This is a genomic window from Micromonospora sp. NPDC051006, assembly GCF_044456245.1.
In the GTDB taxonomy this organism is placed as follows: Bacteria; Actinomycetota; Actinomycetes; order Mycobacteriales; family Micromonosporaceae; genus Micromonospora.
Window position 1 is genome coordinate 114,689 of record NZ_JBITFP010000015.1, and the last position, 19,510, is coordinate 134,198.

The following is a 19,510-nucleotide window of genomic DNA, read 5'->3' on the forward strand; positions in this document are numbered from 1 at the left end:
CCGGTGTCCGGAGCCGTCGTGGTGGCTCCGGACACCGGGACCGCGGGGGCCTCGACGACGAGACGTCGACAGCTCCCACTACGCACCGGCCGCCCGGCGAGACACCCGGGCCCTCCTGATCGTTGAGCCAGTACCCCCAACCGGGGCCGTGGCGAACTGGAGGACAACGTGCCGGACTACCCGAAGGCGATCGGCCCGGACGACCGCGTGGAGCCGGTGCCCCGTCGGATCCGCGCGTACCTCGCCGGCGAGCTGGTGCTGGACACCAGGCGGGCGCAGTACGTGTGGGAATGGCCGTACTACCCCCAGTACTACATCCCGCTCGCCGACGTGAAGCGTGACCTGCTGGTCGACGAGCATCGCACCGAACGGATCCGGTGCGGGACCGGACGGGTGCACGGGCTGCGGGTCGGCGAGACGTCCCGTCCCTCGTCCGCGCGGTGCTACGGGAAGGACGCGCTGCCCGGCCTGGCGGACGCCGTCCGGTTCGAGTGGGCCGCCATGGACGGCTGGTTCGAAGAGGACGAAGAGATCTTCGTGCACCCCCGCAACCCGTACGCCCGGGTGGACGCGCTGCGCTCCACCCGCCGCGTACGGGTGGAACTCGACGGGGTCATGCTGGCCGAGTCGGCGTCGCCGGTGCTGGTCTTCGAGACGGGCCTGCCCACCCGCTACTACCTCAACCGGACCGAGGTGAACTTCGGGCACCTCGTGCCGTCGGAGACGAGGACCGCCTGCCCGTACAAGGGCCGAACCAGCCGCTACTGGTCCGTGCGCGTCGCCGGCACGGTCCACCCCGACCTGGCCTGGTCGTACGAGTTCCCCACCAGCGCGCTGCTACCGATCGCCGGGCTGGTCGCCTTCTACAACGAGAAGGTCGACCTGATCGTCGACGGGGAGGCACTCCCCCGGCCGAAGACGCACTTCTCCTGAGGCCCGACCCGACGCAGGCGGGCTTCAGCAACTGGCGCGGAGGCCCCGGCGGTGGTGGGTCAACTGTGGATACGGGCGAGATTGGTGGCCCGCCACGACGGCCATCCGTTCGGCCAGGTGTCGGGCCAGTCATCTCCACCCTGGCCCGCCCGTGGGATCCCGCCGGGCTCCGGCCCCGTCACCTCTCTGGCGAGCCGCTCGGCGACGTCGACGACGTCGGCGGCGGACAGCGCCACCCAGCCGTCGAACCGTGCGTCCAGCGCCCTGTCGACCAGCGTCGCGCTTCGCTGCTCCGGCACCCCGGCAGCGTTGAGGAACCAGGTGAGGATCCGCCCGCACCAGCCCTGCCACCCGTCCTCATCCTCGACACGCGCGACCGCGGTGGTCATCAGGTGGGCGATCGCCGCCTCCCAGACGGCGACCGTCTCGCCTACCTGGGCCACTCCCTCGGTGCGCAGCGACGGCAGGAACCGGTCGAACCGGCCGGCCAGGTGCTCCAGCCAACGCCGCCAGTGGACCAGCGAGTCGGCGACCTTCAGCAGCGCCTCCGCCGGGGGCGTGGTGATCGGCCCGAAGAAGTCCCACGTGCTGACCGGCTCGCCGAGATAATCTTCGAGGCCGGGCGACCAGTGCCAGCCGTAAGCCCAGGCCCCGTAGTGGTCGACAAGGGCTTCGGTGATCGCCAGGTTCCACTGCAACGTCTCCTCGCGCGTGGCGGGGCAGTCGAACCATGCGGCAGCCTGCACAGGCAGTGGCACGGCGGGTGGCACTGGGGGCGCCAGGGCTCGCACGACGGCCGGCACCCCCGCAGGGTCGAACGGGTGCCGCGCCGGGTCGACCTCAGCCCAACCGAGCAGAGGGTGTCCGCGCCGAGGCGCGGGGTTGTCGCTCGCCATCGGTCATATCCTATGCGCTGACGGACAATGCTCCGGGGCAAGGCGCCATCCCGACCCATGCCGCTCGCTGCCGATGGTGCTCCTACGTCCGCGCCTCGGCCGGCGCGGCGACGATGAGCCCGGCCGGCGCGGCCAGCGGCAGGTGAGCCACCTGCCGCCAACCGGTCGCGTCGAGCCACTGTGCCGCCTCGCCCGCCTCGTAGGTGTCCCCGCCACTGATCATGAGGAACTCTCCCCCGCCGAGGCGGGTCGCCGGGTGGGGTGCCGACGGGTCGCGCCACCAGTCGACCAACAGCAGCCGGCCCTGCGGTGCGACCACATCCCGCAGCCGGGTCAGCAGCTCGGTGTTGCGCTCCGGGGAGAACAGGTGCAGGAAGTTGGCCACGATCAGCACGTCGTGCCCGTCGGGCAGGGCGTCGACGAAGACGTCCGCGCCGACCAGATCGAGCCGGTCGGCGAAGGCGTCGGCGGCGAGCTGCTCTCGGGCGACGTTCACCACCTCGGGCAGGTCGAGCAGGGTCGCGGTGAGTTGTGGATGAGCGCCCAGGATCGGCTTGACGAAGGTGCCGATGCCGCCGCCGATGTCGAGCACTCGGCGGTGCGGGCCGAAGTCGTACGCCTCGGCCAGGTCGACGGCCGTCTCCGCGGTCACCAGGGCCACCGACGACTCGTACGCCTGGACCTGCGCCTCGGTGAGGTCGCCCCGGACGCCCTGCCGGGTGCGGAACGCGGTGGACGCCCGGGCCCAGGCCGAATAGCTCACCGTGTCCCAGTAGGTCAGCATGGGTCGCATGTCGAGTGGCCCTCGGCCGGCGAGGAACGCCTCGGTGTCGGCGGCGTTGCGGTAGCACTCGCCGTCGTGTTCGAGCAGACCGGTGGCGACCAGCAGGTCGGCGAGCGCACGGGCGCTGCGCGCCGGGATTCCGCAGCGTTCGGCGATGCCCGACGCGGTCGCTCCCTCGGGGGGAATGGCGGCGAAGAGACCGACCTCGGCGGCGACGAAGAGCGCCTTGGCGGTCATGAAGCCGGAGGCCACGCCGGTGATCCGCGCGGGATTCAGCGGCGGCACCGGGTCTGGGCCGTCCGGCGCCGATCCTTGGGGCGGTGGTGCGAACACACGCTGGATCTGCTGGTCGGCCACTGATCCCCCCGAAGATCGTTATTCATCTATTTTCCTGCCCCATGCTACGGCCAGCGGCAGCGGGCCAGCCACCCCGTCCAGGACTCGTGCCCGGCGCCGGACGTGGCGGAGTCATGAGCGCCCGACCCGCCGGCTTCGCCACTGTCAGGGGCGTGTCGGTGGCGTGTCGGGGCGGTGTCAGGTGACCGGCGCACGCTCTGAGGCATGACAGCTGACCTGGTGATCGAGGCCGAGGGCCTCGTCAAGAACTTCGGGAAGACGAGGGCGCTACAGGGCGTGGACCTCGCCGTACCCCGAGGGACGGTACTCGGGGTGCTCGGCCCCAACGGCGCCGGCAAGACCACCGCCGTCCGCATCCTCTCCACGCTGCTGAGCCCGGACGGCGGCACCGCCCGGATCAGCGGCTTCGACGTCGTCCGCGACGCCGAACGGGTCCGACACAGCATCGGCCTCACCGGTCAGTACGCCTCGGTCGACGAGGACCTGACCGGGCGGCAGAACCTGGAGCTGTTCGGCACCCTGCTGGAGCTGGGGCGCGCCGGCTCCCGACGGCGGGCCGCCGAACTGCTCGACTGGTTCGACCTGGCCGATGCCGCCGACCGGCCGGCCAAGACCTACTCCGGCGGCATGCGGCGCCGGTTGGACCTGGCCGCCAGCCTGGTCGGGTCGCCGGATGTGATCTTCCTGGACGAGCCGACGACCGGGCTCGACCCGGCCAAGCGCGAAGACATGTGGGACGTCGTCAGGTCGCTGGTCACGAACGGGTCGACCGTCCTGCTCACCACGCAGTACCTGGAGGAGGCCGACGCGCTCGCGGACGCGATCACGGTGATCGACCACGGCCGGGTCATCGCGCACGACACCCCGGAAGGGCTCAAGAGGGTCGTCGGCGGCCAGACGCTCGAGGTCCGGCCGTCCGACCCCGCGCAGCTGTCCCGGACCGCGGCGATCCTGTCCGAGGTCAGCTCGGGCGCGCAGGCCGACGAGATCCGCAAGGGCGTGCTCGCGGTACCGGTCACCGACGACGCCGCGCTGACCGAGAGCGTCTCGCGGTTCGCCACCGCCGGCATCACGGTCACCGAACTCTCCCTGCACCTGCCGAGCCTCGACGAGGTGTTCTTCACTCTCACCGGGCGTACGGCATCCGAGGACGACACCACCAACCGCAAGGAGGTCGCGGCATGAGCACCCTGGTCGGCGCACCACCCACGGCGAGCCCCGCGCTCTCGACGGCCGCCCCGAGCCCACGACCGTTCCGGCTGGTCCGGCACTCGTTGGCGCTCGCCAAACGCAGCCTCATCAAGACCTGGCGTACGCCCGAGGCGCTGATCGACGTCACGCTGCAGCCGGTGCTGTTCCTGGTCATCTTCGTGTACATCTTCGGCGGCGCGGTCGCCGGATCGACCCACGACTACCTGCAGTTCCTGTTGCCCGGAATCCTGGCGCAGACCATCGCCACCGGCGCCATCGCGATCGGCGTCAACCTCAACACCGACATCGCCAAGGGCATCTTCGACCGGTTCCGGTCGCTGCCGATCCCCCGCTCCGCACCACTGGTCGGCGCGGTCCTGGGCGACGTCGTCCGGTACGTGATCGTCACGGTCTCCACCCTCGCGATCGGCTACCTGCTCGGATTCCGGATCGACACCGACCCGCTCCGGGCGATCGCCGGCTGCCTGCTCGCGGTGCTGTTCGCGCTCTGCCTGAGCTGGCTGCCGGTCTTCGTGTCGATGAAGGTGCGCACCCCGGGCGCCGTGCAGGGCCTGATGTTCGCGCTGATCATGCCGCTGAGCTTCGCGTCGAACGTGTTCGTCAGCGCCGACACCCTGCCGGGCTGGATGCAGGCCTTCGTGGACGTCAACCCGATGACCCACCTGGTCGCGGCGGTGCGCGGGCTGTTCCTCGGCACCCCGCTCGGCTCGCACGTGTGGTGGACGCTCGCCTGGTGCGCCGGCTTCGTGGCGGTGTTCATGCCGCTGGCGCTGCGCGCGTACCGCAGCAAGATCTGACCTAGGCGAGCAGGTCGTCCATCAGCTCGCGGATGCGGGCGACGGCGGCGGCGACCGGCCGCCCGCGCCACGCGGCCAGCAACGGCTCACGCTGCTCCTCGCTCCCGAGGGCGGCGCTGAGCCGTTCGGCGTCGCCGGGCGGGAAGAACGTCCCGACGTGGGTGCCGATGCGCGTCCCGAGCGCGAACAGCTCGCGCACGGCCTCGACGTCACCCCGGTGCGCCGCGAGTTCGGCGCCGCCCTGGGCCCACGCGCCGATCACCGGCAGGTCCTTCGAGGAGAGCGCCTCGTCCCGAGCGAGGGTCAGCAACGCGGCAGCGTCGGCGTCGGCGTCCTCTCCGGGGACCGGCCGCACCTGGGCCATCCGCAGGTGCAGCACCGCCACCGCGACCCGGAGTATGACGCGCGGCTGCGGCGGCGCCCCGGTCCACGCGGCCAGGATCCGCTTCACTCCCTCGGCGTGGGCGAGGGCGTCGTCGTACCGCCCACGCTGCCAGGCGAGGTGGGCCAGCCCGAGGCGCGCCTGGGCGCTGTCCAGCTCCTCGGCCTCGCCCGGAGCCGCCGTGTCGACCAGCCTCCGCTCGGCCTCCCGGTCACCGGCCAGGGCGAGCTGCATGTCCAGCCGCACCCGGATCGACCGGGCGTCCTGCGTGGCGCCGACCAGTTCCATGTGCCGGATGCTGCGGGCCAGCCAGTCGGTCGACCGGTGGTCGTCGCGCGGCATCAGGAACTGCCCGACGGCCCCCGCCGCCATCGCCATGCCCCAGTGGTCGCCGGCCACCTCGAACCGGCGGTACGCCTGCTCGGCGTCGTCCACCGACGCCTCGGGCATGCCGCCGTTCTCCCGGATCGCGGCGCGGGCGAACAAGCCGAGCCCCTGCACGTACGGGTCCGGGTCGGCGATCAGCTCGGCGGCACCCTTCATGCTCTCCTCCGGATCGGACGTGTCGAACCCGGGCAACGCCGACGCGAGCGCGGTCTGTCGGGGCGACACCTCGGCCGGCCGTTCGGCGAGGAGCATCCGCAGCGCCCGGCGGGCGAGCACGGCGAGCCGGAGTTCCCCGCTGATGCCGGCGTTGACACCGATCAGAAGGCACGTCCGGGCGATCCGGTCGGCATCGGGCAGCGGCCGGCCGGTGGACCGGCCGGACAGGATCGCCGAGCGTCGCCGTCGGTCCGGGTCCGCCACGTGCAGCAGACCCCGTGCCCACCCGAGAACCTCGAGGTGCAGGCCGCGCACCGTCCACAGGTAGAGCAGCGCGGTGGCGACGTCGATCGCGGCCGGCTCGTCGTCCTGTTCCAGCGCCCAGCGCAGACCCGCGATGAGGTTGTCCTGCTCGGTGGCGCAGCGGGCGAGCGCCTCGACCTGGCTGGCGCCGACGAACCGGTCGGCGAGCGCCACGGCCTGCTGCCGCGCCCACCCGACCAGGCCGGCCATGGCCACGTCCCGGTCGCCGGACGCGTCGAGGCGGGCCTCGCCGTACTCGCGGACGGTCTCGAGCATCCGGTAGCGGGGCGGGCCCTCCCCCTCCACCAGGGTCAGCAGGGACTGCTCGACGAGCGTCGCCAGACCACGGCGTACGTCCGGGGTCCCCGCGACCGCGGCGGCGAGGTCCGCGGTGAACGGCGCGGGGATGACGGCCACCCGCTGGAGCAGCTCACGGTCGTCGGGCGCGAGCAACTCCCGGCTCCAGTCGACCATCGCCCACAGGCTCGCGTGCCGGTCCGGCAGGCCGCGCAACGCGTCGTCGAGCAGCGCGAACCGGTCGACCAGCCCGGCGAGCACGTCGTCGATCGGCATGTGCCGCAGTCGCGCGGCGGCCAGTTCGAGCGCCAGCGGCAGGTTGTCGAGTCGGTGGCACAGTGCGAGCGCCCGCACGGTGTCCCAGGTCGGCACCGCGCCGCCGGCCCGCGCCCGCGACTCGAGCAGCCCGAGCGCGTCGGCGTCCGGCAACGCGGTCAGCCGGTGAACCAGCTCGCCGGCCAGGCCCAGCGGGGCCCGGCTCGTCGCGAGCACCGCGACCTCCGGCGAGGTCACCGCGACCAGGTCCGCGACGACGGAGGCCACCGCGTCGAGGACGTGCTCGCAGTTGTCCAGCACGATCAGCCCGTCGAGGTCCGGCGCCACGGCACGTAACCGTTCCTCGGGGCTGAGCACCCGCCGTTCGAGGCCCAGGTTGCCGCCGGTCGCCGAGGTGTCCGCGCCGCCCAGCGCCGCGAGCACCGTGGGCAGCACCTCGTCGGGTGAGCGTAGGCCCGCGAGTTCGATCACCCGTACGGCCCGACCGGCCGCCGTCGCGCGGCGCGCCACCTCGGCCGCGAGCCTGGTCTTGCCCGCGCCGCCGGTCGCCACGATCGTCACCAGGGCGGCCTCGGTGAGCGCCTCGCCCACGGTCTCCACGTCCCGCTCCCGACCGACGAGGGCGGTCACCGGCCGACGCCATGCGGCGGGCAGGGCGATCCGCGCCGGCGGCCTGGGCGGCGCCACGACGGCCGGAGTGGTGAGTTCGCCGCGCAGCAGCGCCAGGTGGACCTGCGTGATCACGGGCGACGGGTCGGTGCCGTACCGGTCGGCCAGTTCGGCGCGAAGCCGCTCGACCACCTCCAGGGCCTCGGCGTCCCTGCCTTGAGCGGCGAGCACCCGAACGAGCAGCGCGGCCGACGGCTCGTCCGGGGGCGTACGCGCGACGAGCCGGCGCAGGTCGGCCTCGTCGAACGAGCCCGCACCGGCGAGCGCCGCCTCCGCGCGCAGCGCGGCGACATCCGCGAACAGCCGGGCGTCCTCGGCGGTGAGCAGTTCCGGGACCTCCGGGAACAGGGCGCGGGCCCGCTCGGCCGAGTCGCGGGCGGCCAGCACGTCACCGGTGCGGAGCAGGGCACGCCCCCGCTCGACCAACGCCCGCGCCTCGATCGCGTCGACGGTGACCTCGTTTGCGGGCAGGCGGTATCCCCCCGGCACCGCGACCACCGGTAGCCCGAGTCGGCGCACCCGGGACACGAGCGCCTGGACGGCGCCGGGCGCGTCGTCGGGTGGTGCGCCGCCCCACACCGCGTCCATCAGCAGCGTGGTGGAGACCGCCCGGCCACGCGCGTCGACGAGCGTGCGGAGCACCGCCGCGAGCCGCTCACCCCGGACCGGCCGGCCGTCGACGGCGAGCGGGCCGAGGATCGTGATCTGCACGGACCCAGCATCCCCCACCCCCGCACGGGACTGCCGGTCGCCCGCTCAATCGCGGACAGCGGCGCGTGGCGCCGTGGTACGCCGATCGAGTGGAGCTCCGGTTGCCCGGCGGACCTGTGCGTCCGTGCCAGAGAGGTCATCCCGTCCTGGCGGCCGGCGCCCGCTCCGCTCTCAGCAGGAAGCGCTGGATCAGCGCGGCGTAGCCGAGCATCACCGCCGCGATCGCGACGAGCATCGCCGCCGGGTGCGGCGCCCACGCCGCGGCGAGCACCCCGAGCACGCCGATTCCGGTGACCGCAGCGCGTCGACGGCCGACCCCGCCGGGACCGACGTGCTGCAGGGCGGCGCCGGTGACCATCCACAAGCCGAGCGAGACTCCGACGAGGAGGCGGAAGTGCGCGGGTGCCGCCTGCGCATCGGCGGCAGCTTGCCGCACCAGCACACCGAGGCACCAGCCGATCAGGAGCAGCGCCGCGGTGAGCACGCCGTGCAGGTACGCGTACGGTTGTCCGCCGCGCAGCCGGTTGGCGCTGAGGTCGGCGGCGGCGAACAGGCGGTAGATCCACCAGATCGCCGCCGGGATCAGGAACGCCGTCAACGCGACGGCCAGAGCCGGTGGCCCGGGGTGCGCAGGCAGGGCGTCGAGCACGTCGACGAGGATGGAGCCGAGCAGGATGATCGTGAACCCGCCGAGCCGGTCGGGCAGGTGCGCGGGGTCCACCGGCACCCGCGTCAGTCTGCGCCGGCCGAGCCAGGGTGTGAGCAGGTCCACGGCCAGGACGGCCGCCCACAGCCACGGTCGCACGCCCGGCGGGGCGGCGACGGACCCGGCCCAGCACAGGAAACCGACACCGAAGCCTGGCAGGTAGACGTCGCTGACCGCCCGCGCGCTCGCGTCGAGGTGACGGGCCCGCAGATACAGCGCCAGCAGGCAGCCGCGCACCAGCACATAGGCGGCCGGCAGCAGCCAGGTGCGCGGAGCATCCGCGATGCCCAACGTCATGGCACCCGCGCCGGCGGTCGCGGCCAGGACGGCGAACTGGTGGAACGTGTCGCCTTGTTCGAACCGGTTGTCGAAGAACGCCTGCCCCAGCCAGGCCCACCACACGACGACGAACAGCCCGAGCGTCACCGCGAGGTCGGCCGGGTGCACGTCCGGGCCGCTGCCCAGGCGGCCGCTGACCGCCCCGACCGCCACGACGAACGCCAGGTCGAAGAAGAGCTCCAGCCACGAGGTGTGTCGGCCCGGCTGCCCCGCCACCAACAGGGGCGTACGCCTCGAACTCCGGTCGCTCACCGAGCACTCGTACCATGCCAACGTCCTCGGGTCCTGGCCAACCGCCCAGTTCGCCAGCGGGTGGTGGTCACCGCCCGCGCGGGCCGCAGGTGGTCGCCCGGCCCACCGCCCGTGGCCGGCTGTCAGCCCCCGGCGCCCTCTGCCGCCCCGTCCGGCGTGAAGGCGCCATCCGCCTGGCCGGTGTCGAGGTAGACATGTTGGTGCCCCTGCCCGGCGTCGATGTTGATCTGGTCGAGCTGCGCCGCGGCCACCGACCACGTGGTCGTGGCGAGGGTGGCCTGACGGGCCGCCAGCAGCAGGTGGTCCTTGCGTCCGGGAACGGGCGCGGTCGCGGCGAGCGCAACCGTGTCGACCGCGACGGCGGCCTGCTCGACGGCGCCCCGCAGGCCCCCGCGTGCGACGTTGGTCGCGGTGGTGCCCGACGGGGGGTCGGCGAACTGGTCAAGTTGCTGGCGCATGGTCTGCTGCCACTGGCGGACCTGGGAGGCCTCGGGCATGCGTCCGGCTTCCGCGTCCTGCTTGATCGCGCGGATGATCGGCGAGATCTGGTCGCCGGTCCGCCGCGCCATCCCGGTCAGTTCGATGATCTGCTGGACGTCGCGCTCGGCCTCAGCTTCGTGGATCTCGGCGATGCTCGCCTCGGTCGGAGTTGGTCGTCCGGCCGAGAAGCCGATCAGCCCTCCGATGAGGCCCGAGACGAGCACCGCGACGGCGACGCCGGCCAACAGCTGAGTCTTGTAGCGCCGCTGTCTAGCGGGCGGCTGGGCGAGATAGGAGGGCTTCCCAGTTCGACGCGACATCGTGTGCCCTCCTACCGATCCGGCTCTTGGCCCGGAGACTAACGGCTTCTGTGATAGCCGTCGATAGTTCGGTTCTGGGCGCCCGAACTTTGGTCGGTGAGGACCAAAGCTGTCGCGGGGTATGTCGGTGAGACCCGGCCGCAGTCGTTCGCCCGGGGCGCACGCGGCGCGGCGCCCGGACATCGCCGGGCTCCGCGCCGCGTGGTTCGCGCACTCGCCACCGCCCCTTTCGAGGCGTGTCCACCGCTAGCGAGCGTTCGAGCTGTTGAGGGGCGTCAGGGAAGAACCTGGAAGGTGAAGGTCTTGGTTCCGGAGCTGATGGTGCTTCCGGTGGCGGCGAGTTGGCCGGTGACCTCGAAGCTGACGGTGTAGGTGCCGGCCGCGTCGAAGCCCCAGTTGACGTGGGCGTGCGTGTTGCGGCTGACGTTCAGGCTGTCGGGCAGCCCGTTGCCGCTGTCGAACAGGACGGTGGGGATGCCGCCGGACACGGTGTAGATGCTGAAGCTGGCCGGGCCGGCGAAGCTGGTCAGCTTGAACGTGAGCTGGTTGTTCTGCAGCACCCCACTGGGCACGTCGGTGGTGTTCCAGCCCGCCCAGAGCAGGCCGGCGGTGTTGGACTGCGGCAGGACCCACGCCTGGCCGCCGGTGCCGAGGAAGGACCAGGCCGAGCCGGACGGAACGGCGGTGCTGGCGGCGTGGGGCACCTGGAAGACGACGTCGCCGGGCTGGCGTTCCACGTCGGTCGTGCCGGTGCCGTCGAGGACGTCGACGGTGAGCGCGCCGGCGGCATAGTCGACGTCGATGATGTCGACGTGGCCGCTGGACAGCACGACGGGCGCCGCCGTGGCGGGGCCGGCGGTGCCGGCGAGCAGCGCGGCGACCAGGGCGGTGCCGGCCAGGAAGCGGTGACGGATGCGCACGTTGATCACGCCTTCACGGTGAAGTGCAGGGTTGCGGGGGCGGAGGTGATCGTCTGGCCCGTGGCGGCGAGGGTGCCGGTGGCCCGGAGGGTGACGCAGTAGGCGCCGGAGCGGTCGAACGCCCAGTTGGCGTGGCTGTGATCGCCGGCGGTCAGAGCGATCGTGTCGGGCAGTCCGTCGCCGCTGTCGGCGAGGATCGCCGGTTGGCCCACCGCGTTCTCGGTGTAGATGGCGAGTTGTCCGGGGCCGGCCACGGACTGCACCGTCAGAGCGAGCTCGTCGTCGAGGAAGACGCCGGGCTCGACCTCCTCGGCCGCCAGGCCGGGCCAGATCAGGTCGCTGTTCTGCACCTCGGGCAGGATCCAGACCTTCGCGACGCCGGGCGTGCCGAGGAACGCGAAGTCCGGGCTCGCGGGAACGGTGACCCTGGCCTGACGCTTGACGACCAGCTTGACCTCGTCGGCGGCGTACTCGATGTCGTTGTCCTCGTCGTGGACGCCGACCTCGAGGGTTCCGTCCTCGTAGGCGACGTCGGCGACGTCGAGGTGACCGGCGCTGAGCGTGACGAGGGCGCCGCTGTCAGCCTGGGCGGGCGGCGCGGCCGCGACAAGGGCCGCGGTCACGACCCCCGAGGCGAGCAACAGGTGGATGGGCTTGCGCACGTACTGCTCCTTCCCTGCGGTCCCAAGCGGACCGAACGGTTAATGAAAACGATAGTCGTTTCGTTTAAGCGGGGGAAGGGGTTGAACGAGCAGAGCGCCCGCGCTCGTGTCGGCGGACGACGGGCGCGGGCGCTCTGTGGTGCGACGGCTCAGGTGGTGGCCAGCGATCGGACCCGCTGCCGCCGCCGGCCGAGCAGGCCGTAGCGGGGGGCGGCGACCCAGCAACCGGCGAACACCGCGGTCAGGGCGAGCACGATCAGGCCTCCAGATGCCAGGTTGTAGTAGTAGGAGACGTACAACCCGGTGACCGCGCAGGCGACACCGATGGCCGCGGCGAGCAGCATCATCACGCCGAGGCGTTCGGTGAGCATCCGCGCCGCGGCGGCCGGTGTGATCAGCAGCGCCAGAACGAGAATGTTCCCGACCGCCTGCAGGGATATGACGATCGCCAGGGTCACCATCACGTAGAGCGCGGTGTCCAGCCAGAAGACCGGCAGCCCGGACGCCGCCGCGGTCTCCCGGTCCAGACTGACCGTCACCAGTTCCTTGCGCAGCAGCAGAGTCGCCGCGATCAGCACCGCGCCCACCACCGCGACGGTGATCACGTCGCCGTCGGACAGCCCGAGGATCTGACCGAACAGGAAGGAGGCGAGATCACCGGTGTACGTGCTCTGGGTGCTGATCAATACGATGCCGAGGCCGAACGCGAACGCGAAGAACACCCCGATGACGGCGTCCTCCTTGAGCCGCCGGTTCTGCGACACCACCGAGATGGTCAGGGCCGTGACGACCCCCGCGATCGCCCCACCGATCGCGAGGTTCGCGCCCAGCACGTAGCCGACCGCCACCCCGGGGAACACCGCGTGGGCGACCGCGTCGCCGATGAACGCCATCCCGCGCAGCACCACGAAGCTACCGACCACCGCGCAGACCACGCTGGCGAGCACCGCTACCGCGAACGCCCGCTGCATGAACACGTGCTGCCAGGGCTCGGCCAGGATCTCGATCACTTGGGAACTCCCAGCACGGTCAGCAGTTGGTCGGAGGAGGTCACGCCGAAGGCCCTCAGCCAGATCGCCGGATCCCGAAGCTCCGCAGTCGGCCCTTCGGCAACGACCCGCTGGTTGAGCAGGCAGAGCCGGTCGCACGCGGCGGCGGCGGCCGGCAGGTCGTGGGTCGTCATCAGCAGCGCCGTGCCGTCGGCGCGCAGTCGGGCGACCAGGTCGGTGAGCAACTCCTGGGTGGGGACGTCGACCCCGGTGAACGGTTCGTCGAGCAGCAGCACCGCCGGCCGGGACGCCAACGCCCGGGCGACCAGCACCCGTTGCCGTTGCCCCCCGGAGAGCTGCCCGACCGGGCGGTCCCGCAGGTCGGTCAGCCCGGCGCGGGCCAGCGCCTCATCCACCGCCTCCCGGTCGGCGGCCCCGGAGCGGCGTAGCCACCCGATGGCACGGGTACGCCCGGTCAGCACGGCGCCGGCCACGGTGACCGGGAAGTCCCAGGCGAACTCGTGCCGTTGCGGGACGTATCCGATCAACCGCCGCGACCGCGTGACCGGTTCACCGCCGATCAGCACCTGGCCGCTCTCGACGGGCAGCAGACCCAGCACCGCCCGCAGCAGCGTCGTCTTGCCCGCCCCGTTCGGCCCGATGAGCCCGACCATCTCTCCGGCGCCGACGGTGAGGTCGACACCGTCGAGGGCGAGACGTTCACCGAGCCGTACGCGCAGCGATTCCACCCGCAGCGCCGCGGTCACGCCGACTCCGCGCTGGTCAGGCCCGTGTGGCGTCGACGACGAGCGGCGACCAGCAGCAGGGCTCCGACAGCGACCAGCGTGCCGCCGCCGCCGACCGCGGTCAGTACCCACCCCGCACCGGTACGCGGCAGCGGACCCGATCCGGTGTCGGAACCGGTGCCGGCACCACCGTTGCCCGAGCCCGAGCCCGAGCCGAAGCCGCTGCGCGGATCGGTCGCGTCGCCGACGGCGATGGTGAGGGTCTTCGTGTCGGTCACCGCCTTACCCGCGGTGGTGGTGGCGCTCATCTGCACGGCCAGCCGGTAGAGGCCGGGCTTACTGAACGCCCAGTTGCCGTGCGCATGGGTGTTCGGCGGGATGCTCATCTGCTGCGGCAGGGCCTTGGCCGAGTCGAACAGCACGTCGGCCTTGCCGAACGAGCCGGTGAGGAAAAGCGTGAACCGTCCCGGCCCGGTGGCCCCCTTCAGCGCCCAGGTCACGTTGCCCTTCGTGCCCGCGACGACGGACTCGTGCTGGGTGTTCCAGCCGGGCCAGACGATGCCGGACTGTTGCGCCTGAGGCAGCAGCCAGACCGAGTCACCCGGCCTGCCGAGGAAGTCCGCGCCCGCCGGCACCTCGACCTTTGCCGTGTCCCTCACGTGCAGCACGACGTCGGACAACTCCCGCCACACCGGCGGGCTGACGGTGTCGTCCTTGATCCTGATGGTCCAGGCGTCTCCGGTCAGCTGCGGGCCCATGTCGACGTGCCCGTCGGCGATCACCTTCCGGCCGGCGGCGGCGGTCGTGGGAGCAGCCACCTGGGCGGCCGGTGCGGTCAGGGCCCGTGGCGCGGCGGCGGGCTTCGCGCCGGTCCCGGATGGGGCAGCGGACGTGCGCGGGGCGCCACGCTCGTCGGGGGCGGCGGGTCGGGGAAGGGCCGGCGCCGGCAGCGGCGCCGTCGGGCCCGGGTTGATCGTCGGAACGCGCACCCGGTAGCTCTCCTGCGTGCTCACCTCCTCGCCGGAGGGCAGGGTGACCGACGCGGCCAGGGTCACCCGGTGCTCCCCGGCCGCGTCGAACATCCAGATCAGGCTGCCGGCGCGGGTCGCGGCGGGCAGCCGTGCGGTGTCCGGAGCGGCCGGCCCGGTGCCGAACAGCGGAGTCGGCACCCCCAGCGACGAGAGCGTGTACGCGGTGAACCGGCCCGGGCCGTCGACCGCGCGCAGCGACACCTCCACCACGTCGCCGATGGTCGCGCCGCGTCGTACCCCGGTCGTGTCCAGCTGGGGAAAGCCGTTGTCGCCGCTGCTCAGTGACCACACCGGGTGCCCGGGTTGGCCGAGGAACGCGAAGTTCTTCCCGGCCGGGACCCGGCCGGCGGAGCCGCCGGCCGGGCCGAGCAGGACGGCAGCGGGGTCGTGGCCGGGCAGTCCCCGCCCGGCCTGCGTCGCGTCGCGGACCCGCAGCGCGAGCGCCGAGTTGTCGAGGGCGACCGAGACCAGGTCCGTTCCCGCCGCGGTGGCGGTGGCCGGCGCGGCCGTGACCGGGGCGGCGCCGACCATCAGCGCGAGTACGCCGAGCGCCAGGCCGGCGGCTCCGACCCGCATGCATCGCAGTTTCATCATTTCCTTCCCAGGCAGCGCAGGAGTTCGTCGGCGTTGTGCCGCATCATGGCGACGTAGGTGGTGGCGTTGGCGTCGAAGGCGTCGCCGTAGACCAGGCAGATGTCGACGCCCTGGTCGGTGGCGACCCGGCGCAGGACGCTGGCGCGGGCCGCGAGGTTCGGCTCGATGAACACCGCCGGGACCTTGAGGTTGCGGATGGTCTCGGAGAGCTTGGTGACCTGCGCGGCGCTCGGCTCCTGCGCCGGGTTCGGCACCACGAAGCCGGCGATGGTCAAGCCGTAGGCCTTGGCGAGGTAGCCGAACGCGTCGTGGGTGGTGATGAGCTGCCGGCGTTCCGCCGGGATCTTCGAGAGCTGGCCGGCGACGTAGGTGTGCAGGTCGCTCAGGTCGGCCAGATAGCGGTCCCGGTTGGCGTGGTACGTCGGGCCGCCCCCGGGGTCGACCCTGCTCAACGTGTCGGTGATGACCTGCACGTACGCCTTGGCGTTGCGGACGTCCTGCCACAGGTGTGGGTCGATCTCGCCGTGTACGTGTTTGCCGAGCACCGCCTGCGGCAGCTGCCACACCGAGCCGCCCGCGGCACCGAGGAAGCCGAACCGCTTGTCGTCCGGCACCTGCTCGATGGCGCGGTTCGGCACGTCGATGACGACCTGCTCGGCGGGGATGTCGCCCTGCTCGTCGGTACGGGCGAAGACCGTCGCGGTGTCCAGGTCGACGGCGAGATCCGTGTGCCCGGCGTCCAACAGCCGGCTGCGGCCGTCGCGCAGCAGTCCTCGGGGCTCGATCCCGACGGCGAAGGTGAACGTTCCCGAGCCGAGCTGGCGCACCGGGCTGCCGTCGCCGGCGTCGACCGCGGCGGAGAGCGTCACCCGGTACTCCCCCGGCTTGCTGAACGCCCAGTTCAGGTGGGTGTGCGCGTCCGGCGGCAGCACCGCGACGTCCGCGCCGTTCATGCCGTCGCCGTTGTTGTAGTAGATCTGCGGCTGGCCGAGTGCGTCGGTGAGGTAGACGGCGAACTGGCCGGGACCGTCCACTCTGGTCGCCGACAGCCGGATGTCCGCGCTGCGGCTCGGGCCCTTGCCGCGTACCGCCAGCCCGAGCCAGAGCACGTCAAGGCCGACGTCCTCGATCAGCGGGATCAGGGTGGCGCCGTACTGCTCGGCGCCCTCGGCGAGGGAGATGTTCGGTGCGCCCCTCGGCACGTTGTTGTCGAAGAGCTTGATCAGGGCGTGCTCTTCGAGCAGCAGGTGGTTGGTGAACGCCGCGTCGGCGCGGGCGACCTTCGCGGCGTCGGACGGGGTGGGCTCGTAGGAGTGCGGGTCACCCCCGGCGGGCACGACCGTCTCCACGGAGACCCGGTCGCCGCCGACGTTGCGGACCAGATCGGCGAGGATCTCGGTGCTGACGGCCACCGACACTCGCCCGTCGTCCCCGGCCCGGCCTGGTGCGCAGCCACTCGTCAGGATCGCCAGGGCCAGGGCGGTCGCCCCGGCGCGGCGGATGCGTCTCATCACGTGGTTCTCCCCGTGTGGTCGGTGGTGGGTTCGCGGTCGTTGTGGGTGGTGTCGTCGTGGCCGGCTCCGGCCGGTGCCGGGTCAGGGTGGGACCCGGCCGGGGTCGGCTGCGCCGAGGCGGGTATCGTCCCGGCGGCGACCACCTCGGCGCGGCCCTGCGCCCGGGCGAGGTCCAGGGCGCGTCGGAGACGTCGGTGGCGACGCCGTCGAACGCTGAGCAGGCACCACCCCACAAGTCCGCACGCCACCAGCAGGAGAAGCTGCGGCCAGGGCGGCGCCCACAGCGAGGCCCGCGCGACGACGGTGGCCGGTGGTGGGTCGAGGACCTGACCGTCGACCGGTTGCGGTGCCACGGCGGCGGTCGCGGTCAGCCGGACCAGTGGTGGCACGCCGTGCATCCGGACGGTGGTGCGCACGGCGCCGCCGGGCAGGATCTCCGGCAGCGCGGCACCGTCGACGGTACGGCCGGCGAGGCCGAACGGACCGGCCACCTCGAGCGACGGCTGCCCGGTGAGCCGGACGTTGCCGGTGTTGCGGACGTCGAACGTGGCGGTGACGGTGCCGCCACGCAGCGGATCGACCGACCGGTCGTGGTCGACGACGAGGTTCTCCACCGCCAGCGCGGGTGCGAGTTCGCCGGTGACCCGCAGGTGGATCCGGGAACCCACCCGGTGGTCGACGGCGACCTGGTTGCCCTGGCCGTTGGTGGTCGCGGCGGTCAGGGAGGCGACGATGCCACCGGCGTGGTCGCCGGGGGTGGCGTTGCTCGGCACCGTGAGGGTGAAGGGCACGTCGAGGCGGGACGTCGACGGAACGGTCACGGTCTGCCTCGGCAGCCGGACCCATGAGCCGACGTCGACCGGTTGCCGACCGGCCGGCAGCAGGTCGTAGCCGCCGCGCAGGGTGGTGAAGGCGTCGCTCGCGTACAGGGCAAGGGTGACCGGCCGGGTCGAGTGATTGGTGATGCCGACGTGGTCCGTCACGCTCGCGCCCGGGTTCAGCTTGTACGTGAAGGCCGACCGACCGTTCGGCCCTTTCGCCGTCGACGGGGCGATGCTCACGGTGATCGCGGACGGCGGCGCGGACGCGCGAGGTTGGGGCGGCGAGGACGGCCCAGGGCTGGGCGCGGCAGCCGGGACGATCCGCGGAAGCGACGCTGCCGGAGCCGGGACGAGCGAGGTGAGGGCGAGGGTCGCGACGAGGGTGGGGAGCAGGAGCACAGGCACAGCGATCCGTTTCACGAAGGGGTGGCCGTCGCGGCGCTGGGTGGTGGAAGGGCCGGGGCGGACCGTGGTGCGTCCGCCCCGGCCCGGCGGTCAGATCGCCGTCAGGACGAGCGTCGCGGTGTACGTGCCCGCGGCGGTCTCCGTGGGCAGGCTCAGCCGCAGCCCGGCACCGAGGCGTGCGGTACCCCGGCCGGCGCCGTCGGGCGCCGAGCCGAGCACCGCACTGGCGCCCAGCCCACCGTCGGAGCCCACGGCGTAGGGCGCCACCTCCGCTCCGGCGGTGATGCCTTGGCCGTCGGCCTGCGCGAGCACCCGCGGAGTCCATCCGAGGTAGCCCGCACTGAACGACGCACCGCCGTCGGCGGTGAAGTCCTGCGGGATCTGACCCGACGCGCTCCAGCCCGGACTCGCGCCGCGGGTGTCGGTGACGGTCACCGGACGCAGCTCGCCGACGCTCTCCCACCGGTCCCCAGCGGCGGAGAGCTGGGCGGGCGGCAGGACCACGGCGCGGTCGTCGGGGTCGACGCTGATCGTCAGCGCGCCCGCCGTCGCGTCGATGGCCGCCGTGATGGTCTGCGACGCCCCGGGGGTCTCCGGCGGGAACGCCACCCAGAGCGACACCGGTTCGCTGGTGGCGACGACCTGGTGGTCGTCGTCGTACAGCTTCGCCACGTACTCGCAGGCGTTCAGCTCGCGAGTGGCGGTGAAGGTGTAGGCAGCGCCGGCCTCGCCGGGAATCACCGAGAACTGCTCGGCGCCGGCACACCTGCTGAACCAGTGGTAGTGGTCCAGCTCGGTCTGCGGAGTCTGGACCGCGTTGAGCGTGACGGTGTCACCCGGCTGGTACTCCTCGGCCATCCCGTTCACCGCCAGGGCGACGGTCGGGTCGGCGTCGGGCAGGTCCCCGACCACGAACGAGTAGTCGACCGGACCGGTTCTGATCCCGGTGCCGTCGGTCAGCGTCGCATCGGCCTGGAACCTCAGGGTGTAGCTGCCCTCGGCGGTGAACGCCCAGTTGGCGTGGGCGTGGGTGTGCACCGGCACGTCGAGCGCGTCGGGCAGCCCGTCACTGCTGTGGAACTTCACCAGCGGACCGCCGAACACGTCCTGCATGAACAGCGACACCTCGCCCGGCCCGGACACGTCGACCAGGCTCAGCCGCACCTTGTCCCCCGCGAACACCCCGGAATCGAGGGTCGTGGTGTTCCAGCCGGGCCAGAGCAGGTCCGGGTCCTGGGTCATCGGCAGCAGCCAGATCTGCGAGCCGGCCGGCCCGAGGAAGGTGAACCTCGGATCGTCGGGCACCGGGGTCGCCGCCTGGGGCAGCACCTGGAACGTCACGTCCGCCGGATCCCGCGTCACCGCCGGATTGACCGTGTCGTCGTGCACCTTCAGCGACAACCGGCCGTCGTCGTAGTGCACGTCGACCGCGTCGGTGTGCCCCTTCGACAACACCGCCCGGTCGGCTGCCGACGCGGCCGCCGGCGCCAGCACCACACTGGCTGCCAGCACCGCCCCGGCGATCAGGGCCGCCGCACCGGGCGGCCTCGTGGCAATCTTCATACCTCCCC

The 19,510-nt window shown here is 72.6% G+C and carries 16 protein-coding genes; 3 read left to right on the forward strand and 13 right to left on the reverse strand.

Annotated elements, in window-relative coordinates; translation table 11 throughout:
- Window positions 1-168: 168 nt before the first annotated feature.
- The gene (locus ACIBBA_RS22150; protein WP_396699868.1) at window positions 169-933 is read left to right on the forward strand and encodes a DUF427 domain-containing protein; all 765 of its coding nucleotides are present in this window, start codon (window positions 169-171) and stop codon (window positions 931-933) included.
- A gap of 59 nt (window positions 934-992) precedes the next feature.
- On the opposite strand, the gene ACIBBA_RS22155 is transcribed toward ACIBBA_RS22150, so the two are convergent.
- Both ACIBBA_RS22155 and ACIBBA_RS22160 read right to left on the reverse strand, forming a co-directional pair.
- Entirely contained in the window at window positions 993-1,829 is an 837-nt protein-coding gene (locus ACIBBA_RS22155) for a hypothetical protein (RefSeq protein WP_396699869.1), read from the reverse strand.
- An 82-nt stretch (window positions 1,830-1,911) separates the two neighbouring features.
- The gene (locus ACIBBA_RS22160) at window positions 1,912-2,865 is read right to left on the reverse strand and encodes a methyltransferase (protein ID WP_396699870.1); all 954 of its coding nucleotides are present in this window, start codon (window positions 2,863-2,865) and stop codon (window positions 1,912-1,914) included.
- Between the two features lie 309 nt (window positions 2,866-3,174).
- Here ACIBBA_RS22160 and ACIBBA_RS22165 point away from each other — a divergent pair, with 309 nt between their 5' ends.
- Both ACIBBA_RS22165 and ACIBBA_RS22170 read left to right on the forward strand, forming a co-directional pair.
- Complete coding sequence (locus ACIBBA_RS22165) at window positions 3,175-4,155, forward strand: ATP-binding cassette domain-containing protein (protein ID WP_396699871.1); 981 nt, start codon at window positions 3,175-3,177, stop codon at window positions 4,153-4,155.
- Window positions 4,152-4,979 carry an ABC transporter permease gene (locus ACIBBA_RS22170; RefSeq protein ID WP_396699872.1) on the forward strand — a complete coding sequence of 276 codons (828 nt, stop codon included), beginning with the start codon at window positions 4,152-4,154 and terminating at the stop codon, window positions 4,977-4,979. The genes ACIBBA_RS22165 and ACIBBA_RS22170 overlap by 4 nt, the downstream gene beginning before the upstream one ends.
- Before the next feature lies 1 nt (window position 4,980).
- Here the strand turns inward: ACIBBA_RS22170 and ACIBBA_RS22175 are convergent, their stop codons facing one another.
- The 11 genes from ACIBBA_RS22175 to ACIBBA_RS22225 form a co-directional block, all read right to left on the reverse strand.
- Window positions 4,981-8,160, reverse strand: a complete 3,180-nt coding sequence (locus ACIBBA_RS22175) for a BTAD domain-containing putative transcriptional regulator (RefSeq protein WP_396699873.1) — start codon at window positions 8,158-8,160, stop codon at window positions 4,981-4,983.
- Window positions 8,161-8,296: 136 nt separating this feature from the next.
- A complete protein-coding gene (locus ACIBBA_RS22180; protein ID WP_396699874.1) occupies window positions 8,297-9,457 on the reverse strand; it encodes a low temperature requirement protein A in 1,161 nt (386 codons plus the stop codon).
- 122 nt (window positions 9,458-9,579) lie between these two features.
- Entirely contained in the window at window positions 9,580-10,182 is a 603-nt protein-coding gene (locus ACIBBA_RS22185) for a hypothetical protein (RefSeq protein ID WP_396699875.1), read from the reverse strand.
- Window positions 10,183-10,532: 350 nt separating this feature from the next.
- A complete protein-coding gene (locus ACIBBA_RS22190; protein ID WP_396699876.1) occupies window positions 10,533-11,186 on the reverse strand; it encodes a choice-of-anchor M domain-containing protein in 654 nt (217 codons plus the stop codon).
- Window positions 11,183-11,839: a choice-of-anchor M domain-containing protein gene (locus tag ACIBBA_RS22195; protein WP_396699877.1), complete on the reverse strand. Its 657-nt coding sequence runs from the start codon at window positions 11,837-11,839 to the stop codon at window positions 11,183-11,185. The genes ACIBBA_RS22190 and ACIBBA_RS22195 overlap by 4 nt, the downstream gene beginning before the upstream one ends.
- Before the next feature lie 149 nt (window positions 11,840-11,988).
- Window positions 11,989-12,810, reverse strand: a complete 822-nt coding sequence (locus tag ACIBBA_RS22200) for an anchored repeat-type ABC transporter permease subunit (protein ID WP_396699911.1) — start codon at window positions 12,808-12,810, stop codon at window positions 11,989-11,991.
- Window positions 12,811-12,845: 35 nt separating this feature from the next.
- Window positions 12,846-13,595, reverse strand: a complete 750-nt coding sequence (locus tag ACIBBA_RS22205; RefSeq protein ID WP_396699879.1) for an anchored repeat-type ABC transporter ATP-binding subunit — start codon at window positions 13,593-13,595, stop codon at window positions 12,846-12,848.
- Complete coding sequence (locus ACIBBA_RS22210) at window positions 13,592-15,181, reverse strand: TIGR03773 family transporter-associated surface protein (RefSeq protein ID WP_396699880.1); 1,590 nt, start codon at window positions 15,179-15,181, stop codon at window positions 13,592-13,594. Before ACIBBA_RS22210 ends, ACIBBA_RS22205 begins: the two co-directional genes overlap by 4 nt.
- A gap of 14 nt (window positions 15,182-15,195) precedes the next feature.
- A complete protein-coding gene (locus ACIBBA_RS22215) occupies window positions 15,196-16,710 on the reverse strand; it encodes an anchored repeat ABC transporter, substrate-binding protein (protein ID WP_396699912.1) in 1,515 nt (504 codons plus the stop codon).
- Window positions 16,710-17,855: a WxL protein peptidoglycan domain-containing protein gene (locus tag ACIBBA_RS22220; protein WP_396699913.1), complete on the reverse strand. Its 1,146-nt coding sequence runs from the start codon at window positions 17,853-17,855 to the stop codon at window positions 16,710-16,712. The genes ACIBBA_RS22215 and ACIBBA_RS22220 overlap by 1 nt, the downstream gene beginning before the upstream one ends.
- A 174-nt stretch (window positions 17,856-18,029) precedes the next feature.
- Window positions 18,030-19,502 (reverse strand): choice-of-anchor M domain-containing protein, encoded by a 1,473-nt coding sequence (locus ACIBBA_RS22225; RefSeq protein WP_396699881.1) that lies wholly within the window; start codon window positions 19,500-19,502, stop codon window positions 18,030-18,032.
- Between the last annotated feature and the right edge of the window lie 8 nt (window positions 19,503-19,510).

Excerpts from the sequence above, each read along its gene's own strand:
- ACIBBA_RS22225 (WP_396699881.1), bottom strand. The coding sequence starts at position 19,502 with ATGAAGATTGCCACGAGGCCGCCCGGTGCGGCGGCCCTGATCGCCGGG.
- ACIBBA_RS22200 (WP_396699911.1), bottom strand. The coding sequence starts at position 12,810 with ATGCAGCGGGCGTTCGCGGTAGCGGTGCTCGCCAGCGTGGTCTGCGCG.
- ACIBBA_RS22170 (WP_396699872.1), top strand. The coding sequence starts at position 4,152 with ATGAGCACCCTGGTCGGCGCACCACCCACGGCGAGCCCCGCGCTCTCG.
- ACIBBA_RS22165 (WP_396699871.1), top strand. The coding sequence starts at position 3,175 with ATGACAGCTGACCTGGTGATCGAGGCCGAGGGCCTCGTCAAGAACTTC.
- ACIBBA_RS22210 (WP_396699880.1), bottom strand. The coding sequence starts at position 15,181 with ATGCGGGTCGGAGCCGCCGGCCTGGCGCTCGGCGTACTCGCGCTGATG.
- ACIBBA_RS22215 (WP_396699912.1), bottom strand. The coding sequence starts at position 16,710 with ATGAGACGCATCCGCCGCGCCGGGGCGACCGCCCTGGCCCTGGCGATC.
- ACIBBA_RS22155 (WP_396699869.1), bottom strand. The coding sequence starts at position 1,829 with ATGGCGAGCGACAACCCCGCGCCTCGGCGCGGACACCCTCTGCTCGGT.